Genomic DNA, 20,285 nt, shown 5'->3' with positions numbered 1-20,285 from the left:
TAACCAAGATGATGGATCGTATCGTCAGAGCGTTATCTAGCAGAGACGCACCGGAAGACCAACACAGCCAGCCTCTCGATGCCGCCGGGACGACCGGAGACATCGAAGCCCGTGAAGGCCGGATGCTGTTCATGTTCGACCCGGTTTCACAAAACGGATATTGCCATGCGCCAGTTCCATCTCGGCTTGATCGGGCAGCGGGTCGCCAGGCGCGGCCTGATGGCTGCCGTTCTTGCAGCCTCCACCCTCCTACCCCTCGCCATCTCCGGCGTTGCCGCGCCCGCATGGGCGCAGGCGGCCAAGGGTGCAAGCGGCCTGCCGCTGCCACGTTTCGTCAGCCTGAAGTCGAAGAGCGTCAACCTGCGCGTCGGCCCCAGTGTCGACTACGCGGTTTCCTGGCGCTACCTCAAACCTGGCGTGCCGGTCGAAATCATCCAGGAGTACGACAACTGGCGCCGCGTGCGCGATGCGGACGGAACGGAAGGCTGGGTCAACCAGGCACTCCTTTCGGGTGCCCGGACCGCCCTGGCAGCCCCGTGGATGCGCGGCAAGGGTCAGGGCGTGCTCGTCAACATGCGCCGCGAGCCGCAATCGGGCGCGACCGTCGTCGCCCGTGTCGAGCCGGGCGTGATGCTGCACATCGGCGAATGCACCGGCGAGTGGTGCAAGGCCGAAGCGCAAGGGGCGGAGGGCTGGATCGTCCAGACCGAAATCTGGGGCGCCTATCCCGGTGAAGCCTTCAAATAATCGAGATCAGAGAAGGCCCGCTTTGATCGCAGCGTCCTTCAGCGAGACCATCGGGCGGGGACCGACCTGCTCGATCACGATGCCGGCGGCAAGGCTCCCGAGCTTCCCGCAGATGTCGAGCGGCTTGCCGGCGGTGTAACCGAAAAGGAAGCCCGCCGCGTAGAGATCGCCCGCCCCCGTCGTATCGACGACCCGCGCGACCTTGGTCGCTTCGACCTTGATGCGCTCGTCACCCCGTACGATGATGGAGCCTTCCTCGCTCATCGTGACGGCCGCAAGCCGGCAATCGCGCGAGAGCCGGGTCAGAGCTTCGGAGAAATCCTCCGTTTCGTACAGCGCCAGCGCTTCGGCCCGATTGGCGAACACGATATCCACCGTGCCGCTCGTCATCAACTCCAGGAATTCAGCGCGGTAACGGTTGACGCAGAAGCTGTCGGACAGGGTCATGGAGACCTCGCGTCCATTGGCATGCGCGATGCGCGCCGCGTCGCGGATGGCCTCCTTGGCGCGGGGGGGATCCCAGAGATAGCCCTCGAAATAGGTGACGGCAGCGTTGGCCACGACATCGGGTTCCACGTCCTCCGGGCCGAGCTCCACGCAGGCCCCGAGATAGGTGTTCATCGAGCGCTCGCCGTCCTCGGTAACGAAGATCATCGACCGCGCCGTCGGCGGAAAGCTGTCGAGCGGCCGGGTAAGGAAATGAACGCCCTGCGCCTGAATGTCGTGGGTAAAGATGTCGCCCAGCTGATCGTTGGCGATCTTGCCGAAATAGGCGGCCTTGCCACCGAGGCTCGCAATGCCGGCCGCCGTGTTGCCGGCACTGCCACCCGAGGCTTCGAGCGCGGGCCCCATGCGCGCGTAAAGCAACTCGGCGCGCTCGGCGTCGATCAGGTTCATCGCACTCTTGATGATGCCGTTGTCGGTGAGAAACCGCTCCTCGCAGCGTGCGATAATGTCAACGATGGCATTGCCGATCGTCAGGACGTCGAAAGTGGTCATGAACCCCGCCTGGAAAAATCTGTGTCCGGCGTTTGGTCTTAATCGAATTCTCGCGCTTTGGAAGGTCTTTCGGCCGAAGGCGTCGCAAGGTCGGGAAAGACCGCTCTCTTCCGCGTGCAATTGCCGCGTTGCGATCGGCAGGACAGCATGGCATATCGGCGGCGTATCGCCCGGGGAGGGTGTTCGATCCGCCGGGGGAGAGGGCGCTTGGGGGGACGAACCTCTGCAAGACGTCTCCATGCCTTTGCGACGGAGCATATGGATGGGGAAGGGAGTGGGTTGATGTCGGCCACCACGTCGAAGCCGGCCGGGATGGAAGATCCCGGTACGAGCGGACTTTCGAGGCGGCTGAGCCTTGTTCTGGCCGCAGCGTGCGGCCTCATCGTCGCAAACCTCTACTTTGCTCAGCCGCTCATCGGTCCCATCGGCGCCTCACTCGGGCTCTCGCCGGACGCGGCCGGATTGATCGTCACGCTGACGCAGCTCGGCTATGGCCTCGGTCTTCTGCTGATCGTGCCTCTCGGGGATCTCTTCGAGAACCGGAAGCTCATTCTCGTCATGCTGGGCCTTTCCATTCTCGCGGTCCTGTCGGCCGGCCTGGCGACGCAGGCTGCGGCGTTCCTGGCGACGGCCTTCGCCATCGGGCTCTGCTGTGTGGCGGTCCAGATTATCGTTCCCTATGCGGCGCAGATGGTGTCTCCGGCCGAACGGGGGCGCGCGGTCGGAAATGTCATGAGCGGACTGATGGTCGGGATCATGCTGGCCCGTCCGGCCTCGAGCTTCATCGCTGCCTTCCTGCCCTGGCATATGGTTTTCGTTCTCTCCGCCCTCTGCATGACCGGTCTTGCGCTGTTTCTGGCGCGCGTGCTCCCGCGCCGCATGCCGACCTCCCGCCTTGCCTATACGGCATTGATCGGCTCGCTGCCCCGGCTCGTTGCCACGCAGCCGGTGCTGCGGCGTCGCGCGGCCTATCAGGGGTGCATGTTCGCGGCTTTCAGCGTTTTCTGGACCGTGACGCCGCTCCTGCTCGCAAGCCCGACCTTTGGTCTGTCTCAGGCGGGTATCGCCCTGTTCGCGCTCGCGGGAGCATCCGGCGCGCTGGCCGCCCCCATTGCCGGGCGCCTGGCGGACAGGAACCTCAGCTTTGCCGCCACCCGCATCGCGCTGATCGGCGGCGCCTGCGCCTTTCTCGTCACCCATCTCGCGCAGGAAAGCTCGACGGTCTCGCTTGCCGTCCTGACGCTTGCCGCCATTGGTCTCGACTTTGCGGTGTCGACGACGTTGGTGCTTGGGCAGCGGGCGATCTACGTGCTCGGCGACGAGCATCGCAGCCGTCTGAATGGCCTCTATATGGCGACGTTCTTTCTATGCGGCGCAATGGGTTCGGCGGCCGGAGCCTGGCTCTACGCCCATTGGGGCTGGTGGGGCGCCTCGCTTCTCGGCTTCTCCCTCCCGGCTGCGGCTCTTCTCTACAGCCTGACCGAACGCCGCTGATGCGGCGCCTTGCGCGCCTGCGGTCGCGTTCAGAACACCTGTGGCGGAAGGGGAACCAGCGGCGCGGGGATGGTGTTGGACTTTTCCGCTGCCTTGCACAGGTCGGCGATCACGCAGTGCTCGCATTCGGGACGGCGCGCCTTGCAGGTGTAGCGTCCGTGCAGGATCAGCCAGTGATGGGCGTGGAAGAGATAATGATCGGGGATGACCCGCACGAGATGGTCTTCCACCTGATCCGGCGTCTTGCCCGGAGCAAGCCCGATCCGGTTGGCAATGCGGAAGATATGCGTGTCCACAGCGATCGTCGCTTGGCCGAAGGCCATCGACAGGACCACATTGGCGGTCTTGCGTCCGACGCCGGGCAAGGTCACCAGGGCGTCCCGGTCACGCGGCACCTCGCCGCCGAAATCCTCGACCAGCTTGCGGCTGAGCGCGATGACGTTTTTGGCCTTGTTGCGGTAGAGGCCGATCGAGCGGACATGTTCGCGCACCGCATCCTCGCCGAGCGCCAGCATCTTTTCCGGCGTATCGGCGACGGCAAACAGGCCCTTCGTCGCCCTGTTCACCCCAACATCGGTTGCCTGGGCCGACAGCGCCACGGCGACGACCAGCGTGAAGGGGTTGAGGTAGGTCAGCTCGCCCTTCGGCTCGGGCCGCTGCACGGAAAAACGGCGGAAGATCTCCTCGACTTCCTCGCGCGTGTAGGCGCTTTTCGGCGTGCGCACGCGCGCCTTCGAGGCCTTCGCCGGCGCCTTGAGAGGGCGCGGGGTCGCCGCAGCCTTGGGGTTGCGCGGCTTTGCCGCGGGCTCGAGCGCTGCAGGGTCCACGGATTTCGGTTTCGGGTCTTTCATGTCTCCTCTATAATGGTGGGCCATGAACGATGGCAACGCCGACATACGCTCTGCCGAAACGCCTGTTTTCGCCGCGGAGCTGACGCCGCATCGCTCGCTCGGCCGGAAAGGTCTGCGCGTGGTCTTCCTGTTGGCCGCGCTGATGAGCCTCGTTCATGTCTTCGTGTTCCTCGTCATCGGCGCCTGGCCGGTCGTTCTGTTCTTCGGGCTCGACTTCGTGCTTCTGTTCGGCGCCTTCTGGCTAAACAATCGTTCGGCGCGCATGCGTGAGGAGGTCAGCGTTTCGCGCACCGATGTCGCCGTGCGCAAGTTTACGGCTGCCGGCCGCATGACGGAGCACCGGTTCAATCCGTTCTGGACGCGCTTCGATGTCGCCCGCCACGACGAGATCGGCATCGTTTCCATGCATGTCCACGATCGCCGGCGCGGCACCGACATCGGCTCCTTCCTCAATCGCGACGACCGCGAGACCTTTGCGACCGCCTTTTCCGGCGCGCTGGCCACGGTGAAGCGGCGGGGCTGATCGTCGTAAATCGGGTGGCGGCCGGCGAGCGCGCATGCTGTTCTACGGCCGGCGGCATCGCATATGTGCCGACCGCGAGGACGAGGAGAAGACGACGATGACGATCATGCCGCGGTTGACAAGCGAGATCACCCCCGAAGGGAGCGATTACGATACGGTCTGCCGCGTGGTGGAACTGCTGACGGGCGATTATCGGGAGCAGCCGGGCCTTGAGGAGCTCGCCGCGCGGCTCGGGCAGTCGCCAGCGCATCTCCAGCGCATATTCACGCGCTGGGCGGGCTTGTCGCCCAAGGCATTTCTCCAGGCGGTCACGCTCGACCACGCCAAGCGTCTGCTCGGAACCGAGGGCCTGCCTCTCCTCGAGGCAAGCCTTGAACTCGGCCTGTCCGGTCCGGGACGGCTGCACGACCTGTTCGTCACCCACGAGGCCATGTCGCCCGGTGAATGGAAGCTCAGGGGTGGGGGCCTGACGATCCGGTACGGCTTCCACCCATCACCGTTCGGCACGGCGCTCATCATGGTCACGGATCGCGGTCTTGCCGGTCTTGCCTTCAATGACACGGGTAGCGAACGGGAAAGTTTTCAGGATATGGCCGGCCGCTGGCCGAACGCCACCTATGTGGAGGACGTTGCCGCCACCACACCCTACGCCGCGCGAATCTTCGAGCCTGGGCACTGGGATGCCGAGCAGCCGCTTCGGATCGTGCTGATCGGTTCGGATTTCCAGGTCCGGGTGTGGCAGGCCCTCCTCGACATTCCCATGGGACGCGCGGAAACCTATTCGGCGATCGCCGGCCGGATCGGCCAACCCAGGGCGTCCCGCGCCGTGGGTGCCGCCATTGGCCGCAACCCCATCTCGTTCGTCGTTCCCTGCCACCGTGCGGTCGGCAAGAGTGGCGCGCTGACCGGATATCACTGGGGCCTGACACGCAAGCGCGCCATGCTCGGCTGGGAAGCGGGGAAGGTCTGATCCATCCCCGCCCGTTATGCGTGCGTGCAGGTCAGTGTGCGCCGGACATGTCGCCGAGAACCTCTTTCGAGGCGACGGTCGAATCCGGATTGAGCGTGTAGACCATCGGCACGCCGGTCGCCAGGTTGAGCTTGAGGATCTCCTCCTTGGTCAGCCGATCGAGCACCATGACCAGCGCGCGCAGCGAATTGCCATGCGCGGCGACCAGCACCGTCTGGCCCTTCAGCACGCGCGGCAGGATCTCGGTGAGGTAATACGGCCAGACACGGGCACCGGTGTCACGCAGGCTCTCGCCACCCGGAGGAGGGACGTCGTAGGACCGGCGCCAGATATGCACCTGCTCCTCGCCCCACTTGGCGCGCGCATCGTCCTTGTTGAGACCCGACAGGTCGCCATAGTCGCGCTCGTTGAGCGCCTGGTTGCGGATCGTCTCGAGCTCGGGCTGGCCGACGGCATCGAGAATGATCTTCAGGGTCTTCTGCGCCCGGGTCAGGTCGGAGGTGAAGGCGATGTCGTATTTCAGCCCGGTTGCGGCAAGCGCCTTGCCGCCGGTCTCGGCTTCCTCGATCCCAAGCGGGGTCAGGTCGGGGTCCTTCCAGCCGGTGAAGAGGTTCTTCAGGTTCCATTCGCTCTGGCCATGACGCACCAGGACAAGCGTTCCGCTCATGATCGTTCATTCCTCGTTTCGGTGTTGACGTCGGGGACGTGCTGGAAATGCCTCAGCCGGCGAGCCCCAGCACGTCCAGCATGGTGTAGTAGCCGGGCTTGCGCGTCCGCGCCCAGAGCGCTGCGGTAACGGCCCCGCGCGCAAAGATCGAACGGTCGGTGGCCGAATGCGACAGCGTCACGGTCTCGCCTTCGCCGGCGAGAATGACGGAATGTTCGCCGATGACGGACCCGCCGCGCAGCGTTGCAAAGCCGATCGTGCCCTCGGGCCGTGGCCCCGTGTGGCCGTCGCGCACGCGCACGGATTGGTCTTCGAGGTCGATCTCCCGGCCGCGGGCCGCAGCCTCCCCGAGCAGCAGCGCTGTGCCCGAGGGGGCGTCGACCTTGTGTTTGTGGTGCATTTCCAGGATTTCCAGGTCCCATCCGGAAGCAGGAAGGGCACGGGCTGCCTGTTGCACGAGAACCCCGAGGAGATTGAGGCCGAGGCTCATATTGCCCGACTTGACCACCCGTGCATGCCGCGCCGCCGCTTCGAACCGCGCCTCGTCGTCGGCCGAGCATCCGGTGGTGCCGATCACATGGACGATGCGCGCTTGCGCGGCAAGGCCAGAAAACGCGACGCTGGTGGCCGGCGTCGTGAAATCGAGAACGCCGTCGGCCTCGACGAAGGCCTGGAGCGGATCGTCCGTCACGGGAATGCCGATGGGGCCGAGCCCTGCGATCTCGCCGGCGTCGCGTCCGACGAACGGCGAGCCGGAGCGTGCAACGGCGGCCGACAGGGTGACGCCCGGCATGGCCTGGATCGTCCGGATCAGCGTCTGGCCCATGCGGCCCGCCGCGCCCACGACGACGAGGTTCATATCCGACGTGCTCATGCTACAAGGCTCATGCAATGGGGCTCATCTGGTCCGGTCCGTGCTGTCGACGAGGTCATCGAGAATCTCGGTCGTCTGGCTGCCCTGGAGGTTGTGGAGGCGAGCGTAAAGCCCGTCCTTACGATCCGCAAGCTCCGTATGCGTGCCTTCCTCGACCACCCGCCCGTCGCGCATGACGATGATCTTGTCGGCATTGACGATCGTGGAGAGGCGGTGCGCGATCACGACGACGGTTCGCCCGTTCATGGCATGGTCGAGCGCCTTCTGCACCGCGGATTCAGATTCGGTATCGAGCGAGGAGGTGGCTTCGTCGAGAAGCAGGATCGGCGCGCGCCGGACCAGCGCGCGGGCGATCGAAAGCCGCTGACGCTGTCCGCCGGATAGCGTCACGCCGTTTTCGCCGACAGGCGTGTCATAGCCTTGCGGCTGGGCAAGAATGAAATCATGCGCATAGGCGAGACGGGCAGCCTCGAACACCTCTTCGTCTGTCGCCTCGGGTCGGCCATAGCGGATATTGTCGCCGATCGAGCCTTCAAAGAGGTATGGCTGCTGCGAGACATAGGCGAGCCCGTTCCGCAGCGACAGCTTGGTGATATGGGCGATGTCCTGACCGTCGATCAGGATTTCGCCTTCCGACGGATCGTAGAAGCGCGGAATGAGGCTGATCACAGTGGATTTGCCAGCGCCGGACGGGCCGACCAGAGCCGTCGTCTTGCCGCCTTCGGCCACGAAGCTGACGCCCCGCAGGATCTCGTCGCCGGTGCCGTAGGAAAAATGGACATTGTTGAAGGTGATCGTCGCGGAGGAGACCTCCAAGGCCCGGGCGTCGGCCTTGTCGCGCTGGTGCGGCACGGTGTCGAGCACCTCGTAGATCATCCGTGCGTTGACGGCGGCGCGCTCCATCGACACCTGCAGGCGCGCGAGGCGCCGTGCCGGATCGTAGGCCATGAGAAGCGCGGTGACGAAGGAGAAGAAGGCGCCAGGCGGGACGTTGTCGTAGATCGAGCGGAAGGCGGCGTAGCCGAGGACGCTGGCAATGGCAAAGCCCGCAAAAGTCTCCGTCATCGGGGCAGTGCGCTCGGACAGGCGAGCGATCCGGTTGGCGCGGTTCTCCGCGCGCGCGATGATCGCCTCGACTTTGCTTTTCAACTGCTCCTCCATGGTGAAGGCCTTGACGATCGTGATCCCCTGGATCGTCTCCTGCATGGCACCCAGCACATGGCTGTTGATCTCGACCGATTCGCGCGTCGCGTTGCGCAGCCGCCGCGACACGTAGCGAAGGCCGATCAGCAACGGCGGAGCGATCAGGAAGACAATGATCGTCAGCACCCAGTCCTTGCCGATCATCACGCCGATCAGCGCGATCAGCGTCAGCAGGTCGCGTGCGATCGAGGTGACCGTCATGTTGAGGACGTCGCGGATGCCCGATACGTTCTGGCTGATCTTGGCGGATATCCGGGCGGAGCGGGAATCGGTGAAGTAACCGACGCTCAGAGCCATCAAATGGGCGTAGAGCCGGCGCTGGTAGCTCGCCACGATGTTGTTGCCGATCTTCGACAAGGCGACCGCCTGGCCATAGGTGGCAAAGCCGCGCACGACGAAAGCAACGAAGATGGCGGCGCAGATGATGAGGACCATGTCGGCCCGCTTGTTGGCAAACGCCTCGTTGACGACGGCTTCCATGATCCAGGCCGTGAACGCCGTCGACCCCGCTACGAGCGCAAGGCAGGCGATCGCAAACAGATAGCCTTTGAGATGTGCCCGCCCGTTCTCCCGCGCGACCCGCTTGAGCACGCTGGTGATCGTGTCGGCGTCCACTGGCGTGTGCTTCTTCTTCTGATCTTTCAAAAGCTCTTTCCCTGACCGAGCGGTCCTTCGATCGGATGCTTGGCCGCGCTCTATAGTGCCTTGAGAGCCATTTGGCGAGTCTCCCCCCGTTTCGAGGGTATGGCCCCGGGCCAGCCGGTCCGGTTCAGGCCTTCCAGTGACGCCCTGTGGTTGCCACGCCGAACCGGGCCGGAGTCTGCGCGAAGGCCGCAAGGCCTGCCAGTGCGGCAAAGGGATGGGTAACGACATAGGTGGGGATCGAGCGCATCAGGGCCGAATGCGGCGCCTTGTCCTCGAAGGCCGCCCGGAATTCGGGCTGCTGCAGCGCAGGCAGGATCTTCTGCGAAATGCCGCCAGCCAGATAGACGCCGCCGCGCGCCATGAAGATCAGCGCCATGTCGCCTGCCACCCGACCGAGATATCCGGCAAAGAGCGACAGCGTTTCGACACAGGCCGGTTCGGTGCCGGCGAGCCCCGCCGCCGTGATGTCGGCCGGATCGGTGTGCTCCGGCGTCAACCCGTCCGTGTGGCAGATGGCCTGATAGATATTGACGATGCCGCGGCCGCAGAGAAGTTGTTCGGCAGAGATGCGGCCCTCGATGGTTTCGAGATACGGCCAGAGCGCGGTATCGCGGCGCGTGCGCGGGCCGATGTCCACGTGGCCGCCCTCGCCGGGAACGGGGAAATAGGTGCCGTGCGTATGCAGGAGGCCGGCAACGCCGAGGCCTGTGCCCGGACCAAGGACGGCGCAGGAGGCGCTCTCCATCGCCACGCCCGTGCCGATCTGCGCGCAATCGGTCTTTGCGATCGCCGCAACGGCGAGAGCCTGCGCCTCGAAATCGTTGATGACGATGACGTCGGAAAGGCCGAGCGTGGCGATCATGTCCGCCGGCGTGATGACCCAGCCGGCATTGGTCAGCGGGATCTGGTCGCCTTTGACGGGCGCGGCCACCGCGATGATGGCCGAGCGCGGGCGAAGCGGAGCGTGGGGCAGCACGCCGACCTCCAGCGCTGCCTGGATGCTTGGATAGCCGCCTGTCGGCACCACGGGAAAGACGACCGGGGCAGCCGTCGCGTCCGTCAGGAGCGCGAAACGGGCATTCGTTCCGCCGATGTCCCCGACCAGGATGGGAAAGGCGAGGCCGGGAACCGTTTCTGCAGACGCGGGCATGAAACCTCCTAAGGAAAACGATGGGGCTGAGGGTCGACAGGCACCAGCCTGCCGGACTGGCGGGGCAGGGGCGGAAGCGCTTCGCATGTTTTGCAGGACCGCTCCAGTCCAAAAGTCGAAACGTCAGACTGAGCCGGACGCGACGGCCTCTCAGAGCGGCCGGAAATCCACCAGGCGCTCGGCCGTCGCACGGTTCAGCGCCATGGGAATGTCGTAGACGGTCGCAAGCCGCGTCAGGGCCTTCACGTCGACATCGTGCGGCAGAGCCGTCAGCGGATCGATGAAGAAGATCAGCAGATCGACATCACCCGTGGCGATCAGCGCGCCGATCTGCTGGTCACCACCAAGAGGTCCGCTTTTCAGGCGCGTCACGTCGAGGCCGGGGCATGCGTCCTGCACGCGGCCACCCGTGGTGCCGGTTGCGACGATCCGCCATTCCGACAGCACATTCTCGTGGGCTTTGGCGAACTCCGCCATGTCCTGCTTCTTCAGGTCATGCGCGATCAGCGCCATGCATTTGCGACCGGTCATTCCGTCCTCCGCCTCATCCTCGTCGCCCATATTTCCCGGAACCCGAACCGGTTCAAGGGGAAAGTGCGACGCCGGCACGCTACTGTGTTGCGCCCGGTCGGCGGGTGGGAAGAGGAACAGCGGGGTCGCCGACGGAGGCCGGCGGAACATCGGCTGACGACGGCAGGGTACTCGACGACGGGTCGGCCATGGACCGCGTGATCGGCGCTGAGACCGGAACCTTGCCGCCGAAGGTCGATGCGGCTTCCGACGAAGCGGGTGCGGCAAGCACGCCCGTGCAGGCCTGCGGCAGGTCGGACAGCATCACGAAGCGCGGTTTGACAGGCTTGGCATTCGGGTTCGGCTTCGGCTTTGCCCAAGGTTCCTTCGTGAACCACCAGGCAAGCGACTTGTCGCAGCCATCGCCGGGCGCAACGGCAGCCTGTGGCTTGCAGCCGGGCGAGTCGGCCGGGCATTTGATGCGGATGTGGAAATGCTCGTCATGGCCGTAGATCGGCCGGATCTTGCCCATCGACGTCCGGTCGCCGGTCCAGGTGTCGCACAGCTTCTTCTTGATCGCCGGGTTGACGAACACCCGGTCGACCTCCGGCTCGCTTGCGGCCCGCATGATCAGCCGGGCATGCGTCGGCGTCCAGCGGTCCGGATTGACGGTGAGAAACTTGGTTTTGTCCAGCATGGACACGAAAGGCCTGCTTTCGCGTTCCGCCACGCTCATCGGCCGTGCGGGCTTTGGCTGGAACCAGATGTCGGCATCGAGTCCGATCTGGTGGGAGGCATGGCCCGTCAGCATCGGCCCGCCACGCGGCTGGGAGATATCGCCGAGCAGGATGCCCGAGCCCCAACCGATCTCTGCCGCATCGCGCGAAAAACGCTCCAGGAAGGCGATCATGTGCGGATTGCCCCAACGCCGGTTGCGCGACAGGCGCATGGCCTGCCAGGTGGGTCCGTCGGCCGGCAGCGCGACGGCACCCGACAGGCATCCCTTGGCATAGGAGCCGAAGGACACCGGCGCCGTCCTGCTGGGGAGCGTCATGGCGCCGAAGAGCTGCTTGGCCGTCTGCGGCTCGGCTGAAAGCGCCGGCTCGAGTCCGAGCGGCAGGATGAGCGCCGCTGCGACGAGGGCCCGTGTCGCCCATTGGCCAGAGAATTGCGCGCCATTGAAAAATCTTGCGCCGGCTGAAAATCTTGAGAGAGGCGATATCATGCGGGTCTGTCCGGTGCTGTCGGGATCGGGCGGGTCGTCGAGAGCCATCTCTCTCACACGGTCTTTGTGTCAGACTTGCGGTCAAGCCGATGTGAAGACGGATTTCCGGTGCTCCCGGGGGATTGCCTGTCAATCGGCCGCAATTTGCCTATTGTGTGCGAACACCGTGATCATGGAGACCAATTGCATGCGGCAGACGACGAGCAGGACGACCCCGGCACAGCGTTTTGGAACACGCGCCCTCATCGCCGCCGCCATCCTTGTCACAGCCGTCGCCGCACGCCCCGCGCAGGCCGAGAATGTGCAGTGGCGCCATGGCATGTCGACCGTGGGTGAACTGAAGTATCCGCAGGGATTCACGAAATTCGACTATGTCAATGCGGATGCGCCGAAGGGAGGGAATGTCAGGCTGGCCACGATGGGCACGTTCGACACCTTCAACCCGATCCTCGCCAAAGGCGAGCTGGCAGCCGGCGTGATGGGACCGGTTTCCAGCGCCTCCGGCATGTCTGTCGGACTGGTGTTCGAAACGCTCATGAAGCCCTCCATGGACGAGATCCTGACGGATTACGGCCTTCTGGCCGAGGCTGTCGCCTATCCCGACGATTTTGCCTGGGCCAAGTTCCGTCTTCGACCGGAAGCAAAATGGGCCGATGGCGCGCCGGTAACGCCGGACGACGTGATTTTCAGTTTCGATAAGGCGAAAGAGCTCGATCCCAAAGCCGCATCCTATTACGGCCATATCACCAAGGCGGAAAAAACAGGCGAGCGCGAGGTGACGTTCTCGTTCGACGAGACCGGCAACCGCGAATTGCCGAAGGTGGCGGGCAGCCTTGCCGTCGTGCCCAAGCATTGGTGGGAGGGAAAGGATGCTGCCGGGAAGCCGCGGGACATCTCCCGCACGACCCTTGAGATACCCATGGGTTCCGGCCCCTACAAGATGACCTCCATGAAAGCCGGATCGACCGTCTCGTACGAGCTTCGCGACGACTATTGGGGGAAGAACCTGAACGTCAATGTCGGGCAGAACAACTTTGCAGGCATCCGTTTCACCTATTTCGCGGACCTTGACGTCGCGTTCGAAGCGTTCCGGTCGGGCAACGCAGACTACAGGTGGGAGAACTCTGCGCGGCGCTGGGCAACCTCCTACGACTTTCCCGCCATCAAGGACGGCAGAATCAAGCTTGAGCGGCTGGAGAACGACAGTCGCGACAGCGGCGTCATGGTCGGCTTCATCCTCAACCTTCGACGCGAACCGTTCCAGGATGTCAGAGTCCGCGAGGCTCTGAACTACGCGTTCGATTTCGAGGAGCTGAAGAGGACGATTTTCTTCAACGAATACGACCGCATCAACAGCTTCTTCTTTCCGACCGAGCTGGCATCCTCGGGGCTTCCCCAAGGGCGTGAGCTGGACATTCTGACGGAGCTCAAGGACAAGGTGCCACCAACCGTGTTCACCAAGCCCTATACCAATCCCGTTGGCGGAGAGCCTGCCAAGCTGCGCGATAACCTGCGCAAGGCGATCGGGCTTCTCAAGGAGGCCGGTTACGAACTCAAGAACAACCAGATGATCGAGACGAAGACAGGCAAGCCGCTGACCTTCGAGATCTTGCTCGACGGCACGACCATCGAGCGCGTCGCTTTGCCTTTCAGCCAGAACCTGCGGAAGATCGGAATCGAAGCACGCGTTCGAACGGTTGATAGTTCTCAGTACACCAATCGCTGGCGGTCGAAGGATTTCGATTCCATCTATCTGGGCTGGGGACAGTCGCTCAACCCGGGAAACGAGCAGACGGAATACTGGGGAACCGCCGCGGCGACGCGCGAAGGGTCGCAGAACTTCTCGGGCCTTGCCGATCCGGGAGTCGATGCGCTCATCCGCAAGGTCATCTTTGCGAAGGATCGCGAGGAACTGGTTGCCGCGACGAAGGCGCTTGATCGGGTTCTCCTGGCCCATCACATCATCGTTCCGACCTATGCGTCGCGCGATATGCGAATCGCCTATTCCAAAGATTTGATGCATCCGCAAAATCTGCCGGAATATTCGGTCGGCTTTCCTGCGATCTGGTGGTCGGCTTCCGCGAAAGCTCCATGAAAGCCTTGCGTGGCAGGCTGGCCTGCTTTTCATAAGGCCAAACCGCGAATCAGGAACGGGAACGTCAGCGCATTGATTGCACATCGGAACATCGGGTCGCACGAAACGAGGCGCCGTAACGGCATTCTTCGCGACCGCGTCGTGTCGATGGCAATAGCAGAGGCGGGAACAAGGCTCGGGACAACGGCAGGGGTACGGGTCTAATGGGCGGCTATATTCTGCGGCGTCTGCTCCTGATGATCCCGACGATCATCGGCATCATGGCCATCTCCTTCGCTGTCGTTCAGTTTGCACCCGGTGGCCCGGTCGAGCAGGTCATTGCCGACCTGACCGGGCCGAACCAGGGCGGCGACCGGTTGTCGGGCGGCGGCGGCGATCTTGCTGGCGCGTCCGGCGGTGACCAGAGCGGCAACAGCTATCGCGGCGCTCAGGGACTCGATCCGGATTTCATCGCCAAGCTCGAGAAGCAGTTCGGCTTCGACAAACCACCGCTCGAGCGCTTCCTCACGATGATGTGGAACTATGCCCGCTTCGATTTCGGCGAGAGCTTCTTCCGCAACACGTCCGTCATCGACCTCATCCTCGACAAGATGCCGGTGTCGATCTCGCTCGGCCTTTGGATCCTCATTCTCTCCTATGCGATCTCGATTCCGCTCGGTATCCGTAAGGCGGTCTCGGACGGCTCGCGCTTCGATGTCTGGACCTCTGCCATCGTCATCGTCGGCTATGCCGTGCCGGGCTTCCTGTTCGGCATCCTGCTCATCGTGCTTTTTGCAGGCGGTTCCTTCTTCGACTGGTTTCCGCTGCGGGGCCTGGTCTCGGACAATTTCAGCCAGCTGACATGGTGGCAGAAGATCCTGGATTATCTCTGGCACATGACGCTGCCGCTTGTCACACTGCTGCTCTCGGCCTTTGCCACGACGACACTGCTGACAAAGAACTCCTTCATCGACGAAATCCGCAAGCAATATGTCGTCACCGCCCGGGCCAAGGGTCTGGCGGAGCGGCAGGTGCTCTATCGCCACGTCTTTCGCAATGCCATGCTGATCATCATCGCCGGCTTTCCCGCAGCCTTCATCTCGGCCTTCTTCACCGGCTCGCTCTTGACCGAATACATCTTCTCGCTCGATGGCCTTGGCCGTCTCGGCTACGACGCCGTCGTCAAGCGGGATTACCCGATCGTGTTCGGCACACTCTTCATCTTCTCGCTGATGGGCCTCGTTGTCAGCCTCCTATCGGACCTTATCTACACCTGGGTCGATCCGCGTATCGACTTCGAGCGGAGGGACGTCTGATGACGGCGCTCACTGGAACCCCGTCGGGGATGGCCGCGCCGCAGACGGGTCGGCTTTCCCCCGTCGCCCGTCGGCGCTGGGAGAACTTCAAGGCCAACCGGCGTGGCTTCTGGTCGCTCTGGATCTTCCTTGCCCTGTTCGGCATCAGTCTCTGCGCCGAATTCATCGCCAACGACCGGCCGATCCTCGTCTCCTACAAAGGCGAACTGCTCGTTCCGGTGCTCGTCAACTATCCGGAAGAGACGTTCGGCGGATTTCTGGCCGAAACCGACTATGCCTCCGACTTCATTCGGGAGGAGATCGAGGCGCATGGCTGGATGGTCTGGCCGCCGATCCGGTATTCTTATCGCAGCGCCAATTCCAATATCCCGCATTCCGCGCCCACGGCGCCGTTCTGGACGATGAGCGCAACAGAGCGTTGTTCGGGCTACCCGCAGGGCGAGGCGGATCGCGGCTGCACGCTCGGCAATTTCAACTGGCTCGGCACCGACGATCAGGCGCGAGACGTCGCCGCCCGCACGATCTACGGGTTCCGCATTTCGGTGCTCTTCGGCCTGGCGCTGACCATCGCCTCGGCCATCGTTGGCGTGACCGCCGGGGCCATTCAGGGCTATTTCGGCGGTTGGACGGACCTCCTGATGCAGCGCTTCATCGAGATCTGGTCGTCCATGCCGGTGCTCTACATCCTGCTGATCATCGCGGCGATCCTTCCGCCCGGCTTCTTCGTTCTCCTCGGCATCATGCTGCTGTTCTCCTGGGTCGGCTTCGTGGGCGTGGTGCGGGCCGAATTCCTGCGGGCGCGCAATTTCGAGTATGTCCGCGCCGCCCGGGCGCTTGGCGTCGGCAATGCCACCATCATGTGGCGGCATCTTCTGCCAAACGCGATGGTCGCCACGCTCACCTTCCTGCCGTTCATCCTTTCAGGCTCCATCACCACGCTGACCTCGCTCGACTTTCTCGGTTTCGGCATGCCGCCCGGCTCGCCCTCCCTCGGCGAGCTGATCGCACAGGGCAAGTCCAACCTGCAGGCCCCTTGGCTCGGCCTTACCGCCTTTCTGGTGATGTCGATCATGCTGTCGCTGCTGATCTTTATCGGCGAAGCCGCGCGCGATGCGTTCGATCCGCGAAAGACGTTTGGTTGATGCGTGTCTCGCACGCGCACATGAAAGGGCGTACTCTCGCGTCCGGCCCGTTCCAAAGGCGATATGACGTCGATGATCCGGCATGCCCGTCCCGCATGCAATCTGCCGACGACGGTAGTCGCGTTCATGGCGACATGGCCGATGCTGTATTACCGTCGGGAATGAATGAAGCCGTCAGGCTTTTGCGCGCCGACATCCCCACGCTCACCACACGTCTGGAATCGCTGTCCCCATGACCGAACCGCTGCTTTCCGTGCGCGATCTCTCCGTGGCCTTCCATCAGGGCGGCAAGACCTCCCTGGCGGTCGATCGGGTGTCGTTCGACATCGCAAAAGGCGAGGTGGTGGCGCTTGTGGGCGAGTCCGGGTCCGGCAAGTCGGTATCCGCCAATTCCATCCTGAAGCTTTTGCCCTATCCCGCCGCTAGCCATCCGAGCGGGCAGATCCTGTTCAATGGCCGCGATCTCCTGACGATCGACGATGCCGAACTGCGTGCCGTGCGCGGCAACGACATCACCATGATCTTCCAGGAGCCGATGACGTCGCTCAACCCGCTCCATTCGATCGAACGGCAGATCGCCGAGATCCTCGACCTCCACCAGGGCATCAAGCCGGCGCAGGCGCGGCCGCGCGTGCTGGAGCTCTTGCGCCAGGTCGGCATCCGCGAGCCCGAGAAGCGCCTGAAGGCCTATCCGCACGAGCTCTCCGGCGGTCAGCGCCAGCGCGTGATGATCGCCATGGCGCTTGCCAACCGGCCGGAACTGCTGATTGCCGACGAGCCGACAACGGCGCTCGACGTCACCGTGCAGGCGCAGATCCTCGAGCTTCTCAAGCAACTGAAGGACGCGCATGGCATGTCCATGCTGTTCATCACCCATGATCTCGGCATCGTGCGCAAGATTGCCGATCGCGTCTGCGTCATGACGAAGGGTCAGATCGTGGAGACGGGGCCGACCGCCGAGATCTTCGGCAATCCGCAGCACGCCTATACCCGTCATCTCCTCGCCTCCGAACCGCGCGGTACCCCGCCGACGACCGACGAGACGAAGCCCATCGTCATCGAGGCCACGGACATGAAGGTGTGGTTTCCGATCAAGGCAGGCTTCCTGCGCAAGACGGTGGATCATGTGAAGGCCGTCGATGGCATCGACCTGACGCTGCGCGCCGGGCAGACGCTGGGCGTGGTCGGAGAATCCGGTTCGGGCAAGACGACCCTCGGCCTTGCGCTCACCCGGCTGATCGGGTCGCAGGGGCGTATCGGTTTCGAGGGGCAGAACATCGAGAGCTATTCCTTCAGCCAGATGCGGCCGCTGCGACGGCGCATGCAGATCGTCTTCCAGGATCCCTTCGGCTCACTCTCGCCCCGCATGGCGGTTTCCGACATCATCGGCGAGGGGCTGAAGGTGCACGAGCCGTCCCTGTCGGCGCGGGAACGCGACGCGCGCGTGGCCGCCGCCCTGGAGGAGGTGGGCCTCGACGCTGCAACGCGCTGGCGATACCCGCATGAGTTTTCGGGCGGCCAGCGCCAGCGCATCGCGATTGCCCGCGCCATGGTGCTCAAGCCGCAGTTCGTCATGCTGGACGAGCCGACCTCGGCACTTGATATGAGCGTCCAGGCCCAGGTGGTCGACCTCCTGCGCGACCTGCAGGCGCGCCACGGCCTTGCCTACCTCTTTATCAGCCATGATCTGAAGGTGGTGCGGGCGCTGGCCAATGACATGATCGTCATGCGGCTCGGCAAGGTGGTGGAGAAGGGGCCGGCGGAAACCATCTTCACGGCGCCCCGCGAAGACTATACCAAGGCCCTTATGGCCGCCGCCTTCGATCTGGAAGCCGTGCCCGTTCCTGCGGTGCGCCAGTAGGCTCGGACGCGCGAAACCCAAAGCAGATCCGGGAAAATCAACATGACTGCCAGTGCCGCTCCTGTCGTCGTCGACCTGAAATTCAACCCGGATGACGTGAAGGCAGCGCTTTCCCGTGCCTTTCCCGGCCGCGACGTCATCAACCGCGCCGATCCCGACCAGACGGGGCGCGATCTTGCGCAGGCGCGCTATGCCGTCGTCTGGAAGTCGCAGCCCGATCTCTTTGCGCGCGCACCCAACCTGCAGGCGGTCTTCTCCGGCGGCGCAGGGGTCGATCACGTGCTGACCCTGCCCGGATTGCCGGATGTGCCTCTGGTCCGCTTCGTCGACCCGACGCTCACCACCCGCATGAGCGAATGGGTGGTGCTGCAATGCCTGCTGCATCTCCGCCAGCACGCTCGCTATGCGGCGCAGGCTCAGCGGGGTGAATGGGCGGAGCTTCCACAGCCGGAGGCGCGCGAGATCACCGTCGGCGTCATGGGTCTCGGCGTTCTCGGGCAGGACGCCGTGCGCAAACTGAAGATCATGGGCTTCACCGTCGTCGGCTGGTCGCGGCGGCAAAAGACGATCGACGGGGTCGAGACCTATGACGAAAACGGCCTCGACGCCTTTCTCGCCCGCACGGACATGCTCGTCGGACTTCTGCCGCTGACGGCCGAGACGCGCGGCCTCTATGATGCGGCGCTTTTCGCAAAGCTCCGCCGCGGGGGGCCGCTCGGTGCGCCGGTGTTCATCAATGCCGGACGCGGCGGTAGCCAGGTGGAAGCCGATATCGTCGCGTCACTCCGCTCGGGCGTCCTGCACGGTGCCTCGCTGGATGTCTTCTCGACCGAGCCGCTGGAGGCCGATAGTCCGCTATGGACGCTTCCGAACACGATCGTCACGCCGCATGCGGCAGCGGCGTCAGACGTCAATGCCCTCTTCCGCCACGTGGAGGCGCAGATAAAGCGTCACGAGGCAGGACTGCCCTTCGAGCATCTGGTCGATCGAACAGCCGGCTATTGATACCTCGGCTGAATGCATGTCGCCCGAAAGTGTGCAGCGATTTCGGGAAACGACATGCATCAGAACAAGACCTTGAAGCGCGTTGTGAGAATCCTTTTTCACGCACCGCGCTTTAAGGCCTCTCGACCGGCCGGCGAAAGGCTGTCGGCTGCTCGTAGAGCCAGCCGATCCGTTCGATCGCCTCGTCGAGCCCTTCGCGTGCCACGCTCATCGTGTTGCCGTTGGCATGGATCAAGGTCGTTTCGTCTTCCATGATCGCAACATGGCCCTTCCAGAAGACAAGGTCGCCGCGCCGCAGCGTGTCGCGGGTGATCTCGCGCCCCAGCGAGGCCGCTTGCATATCGGTGTCGCGCGGTGCGCTGACCCCGGTCATCATCAGCGACAATTGCACGAGCCCCGAGCAGTCGATGCCGAAACCGGAGCGTCCACCCCACAGATAGGGTGTCTCGACGAACCGGGCGGCGATCGAGACGTAATCGCCCTGCAGCGCCTCGCCGACCGGCGCGCAGTGACCCGCAACGATGGCCTGTCCGTTCTCCAGAAGAAAATAGCGCGTGCCGCGCGTGCTGCGCTCGTCGATCGCCGTGATCCGGCTGCCCATCGACAGGGCCTGGACGGTGGGAAAGCGGAGATCCGCGCCGGAATAGACGAAGGTGCGCGGCGCTGTGATGATGTGCGTCGGGCTCTTCTGGATACTGATCACGGCGAAATCCGGGACATAGCCGACGTAACTGTCCGCATCCGCCTTGACCCATGCCCAGCCGTTCGCGGTATCGAGCACGCGCACCGTTTCGCCGATGAGAAGTTCCGTATCGGTGCCACAGCCGAGATCCGGCTCGGCCCGCAACGGCATGACCGGCACGCAGCAGACGGCGGTCGAGCCTGCGGTGAAGGCAAGGGCATCGACATGGCCGCGCAGCGCTTCCTCTGCAAGATCCGGGCGAAAGGCATGAAGCCGGCGATCGAAGGAAGAGGTCATCATGCTCACACGCAGGGAAGGGGATTGTGAAGGATCGGGATGACGATCCC

At 64.0% G+C, this 20,285-nt stretch carries 18 protein-coding genes; 9 read left to right on the top strand and 9 right to left on the bottom strand.

The annotated features are described in order from the left end of the window. Positions 1-219 precede the first annotated feature (219 nt). The gene (locus ASG03_RS06460; RefSeq protein ID WP_062472408.1) at positions 220-747 is read left to right on the top strand and encodes an SH3 domain-containing protein; all 528 of its coding nucleotides are present in this window, start codon (positions 220-222) and stop codon (positions 745-747) included. Between the two features lie 6 nt (positions 748-753). Here the strand turns inward: ASG03_RS06460 and ASG03_RS06455 are convergent, their stop codons facing one another. Further along, the gene (locus ASG03_RS06455; protein WP_062692939.1) at positions 754-1,746 is read right to left on the bottom strand and encodes an adenosine kinase; all 993 of its coding nucleotides are present in this window, start codon (positions 1,744-1,746) and stop codon (positions 754-756) included. Between the two features lie 282 nt (positions 1,747-2,028). On the opposite strand from ASG03_RS06455, the gene ASG03_RS06450 reads away from it, so the two are divergent. Continuing rightward, positions 2,029-3,240, top strand: a complete 1,212-nt coding sequence (locus ASG03_RS06450) for an MFS transporter (protein ID WP_082475559.1) — start codon at positions 2,029-2,031, stop codon at positions 3,238-3,240. Between the two features lie 29 nt (positions 3,241-3,269). On the opposite strand, the gene nth is transcribed toward ASG03_RS06450, so the two are convergent. After that, positions 3,270-4,091: an endonuclease III gene (gene nth, locus ASG03_RS06445; RefSeq protein WP_062692938.1), complete on the bottom strand. Its 822-nt coding sequence runs from the start codon at positions 4,089-4,091 to the stop codon at positions 3,270-3,272. 22 nt (positions 4,092-4,113) lie between these two features. Here nth and ASG03_RS06440 point away from each other — a divergent pair, with 22 nt between their 5' ends. Together ASG03_RS06440 and ASG03_RS06435 are read left to right on the top strand one after the other, a co-directional pair. Continuing rightward, on the top strand, positions 4,114-4,614 hold the full coding sequence (locus tag ASG03_RS06440) for a DUF2244 domain-containing protein (RefSeq protein ID WP_062692937.1): 501 nt from the start codon (positions 4,114-4,116) through the stop codon (positions 4,612-4,614). Positions 4,615-4,711: 97 nt separating this feature from the next. Next, entirely contained in the window at positions 4,712-5,584 is an 873-nt protein-coding gene (locus ASG03_RS06435) for a methylated-DNA--[protein]-cysteine S-methyltransferase (RefSeq protein WP_062693077.1), read from the top strand. A gap of 31 nt (positions 5,585-5,615) precedes the next feature. Here ASG03_RS06435 and ASG03_RS06430 read toward each other — a convergent pair whose 3' ends face one another. From ASG03_RS06430 to mepA, 6 genes are all read right to left on the bottom strand, one after another. Next, on the bottom strand, positions 5,616-6,251 hold the full coding sequence (locus ASG03_RS06430; protein WP_062471409.1) for a 2,3-bisphosphoglycerate-dependent phosphoglycerate mutase: 636 nt from the start codon (positions 6,249-6,251) through the stop codon (positions 5,616-5,618). Positions 6,252-6,303: 52 nt separating this feature from the next. Continuing rightward, complete coding sequence (gene dapB / locus ASG03_RS06425; RefSeq protein ID WP_062692936.1) at positions 6,304-7,125, bottom strand: 4-hydroxy-tetrahydrodipicolinate reductase; 822 nt, start codon at positions 7,123-7,125, stop codon at positions 6,304-6,306. Positions 7,126-7,149: 24 nt separating this feature from the next. After that, positions 7,150-8,973, bottom strand: coding sequence for an ABC transporter ATP-binding protein (locus tag ASG03_RS06420; protein ID WP_062692935.1), 1,824 nt, complete (start codon positions 8,971-8,973; stop codon positions 7,150-7,152). 124 nt (positions 8,974-9,097) lie between these two features. Then, positions 9,098-10,123, bottom strand: a complete 1,026-nt coding sequence (locus tag ASG03_RS06415; protein ID WP_062692934.1) for a glucokinase — start codon at positions 10,121-10,123, stop codon at positions 9,098-9,100. Positions 10,124-10,273: 150 nt separating this feature from the next. Further along, positions 10,274-10,654 (bottom strand): methylglyoxal synthase, encoded by a 381-nt coding sequence (locus tag ASG03_RS06410; RefSeq protein WP_062472400.1) that lies wholly within the window; start codon positions 10,652-10,654, stop codon positions 10,274-10,276. Between the two features lie 79 nt (positions 10,655-10,733). Further along, entirely contained in the window at positions 10,734-11,858 is a 1,125-nt protein-coding gene (mepA, locus tag ASG03_RS06405; protein WP_082475599.1) for a penicillin-insensitive murein endopeptidase, read from the bottom strand. 187 nt (positions 11,859-12,045) lie between these two features. Here mepA and ASG03_RS06400 point away from each other — a divergent pair, with 187 nt between their 5' ends. From ASG03_RS06400 to ASG03_RS06380, 5 genes are all read left to right on the top strand, one after another. Beyond that, entirely contained in the window at positions 12,046-13,953 is a 1,908-nt protein-coding gene (locus tag ASG03_RS06400) for an extracellular solute-binding protein (RefSeq protein WP_062692932.1), read from the top strand. Positions 13,954-14,156: 203 nt separating this feature from the next. Then, positions 14,157-15,248 (top strand): microcin C ABC transporter permease YejB, encoded by a 1,092-nt coding sequence (locus ASG03_RS06395; RefSeq protein WP_062471394.1) that lies wholly within the window; start codon positions 14,157-14,159, stop codon positions 15,246-15,248. Continuing rightward, the gene (locus ASG03_RS06390) at positions 15,248-16,390 is read left to right on the top strand and encodes an ABC transporter permease (protein ID WP_062692930.1); all 1,143 of its coding nucleotides are present in this window, start codon (positions 15,248-15,250) and stop codon (positions 16,388-16,390) included. Before ASG03_RS06395 ends, ASG03_RS06390 begins: the two co-directional genes overlap by 1 nt. Before the next feature lie 232 nt (positions 16,391-16,622). Beyond that, a complete protein-coding gene (locus ASG03_RS06385; RefSeq protein WP_062692928.1) occupies positions 16,623-18,251 on the top strand; it encodes an ABC transporter ATP-binding protein in 1,629 nt (542 codons plus the stop codon). Between the two features lie 42 nt (positions 18,252-18,293). Continuing rightward, a complete protein-coding gene (locus ASG03_RS06380) occupies positions 18,294-19,256 on the top strand; it encodes a 2-hydroxyacid dehydrogenase (protein WP_062692926.1) in 963 nt (320 codons plus the stop codon). Between the two features lie 112 nt (positions 19,257-19,368). On the opposite strand, the gene ASG03_RS06375 is transcribed toward ASG03_RS06380, so the two are convergent. Further along, positions 19,369-20,235, bottom strand: coding sequence for a C40 family peptidase (locus ASG03_RS06375; RefSeq protein WP_062693075.1), 867 nt, complete (start codon positions 20,233-20,235; stop codon positions 19,369-19,371). Positions 20,236-20,285 lie beyond the last annotated feature (50 nt).

Source organism: Rhizobium sp. Leaf341 (assembly GCF_001424325.1).
Taxonomy (GTDB): Bacteria; Pseudomonadota; Alphaproteobacteria; order Rhizobiales; family Rhizobiaceae; genus Ferranicluibacter.
The sequence above is the reverse complement of the archived record's forward strand: the minus strand, read 5'-3'. Positions and strand labels throughout refer to the sequence as shown.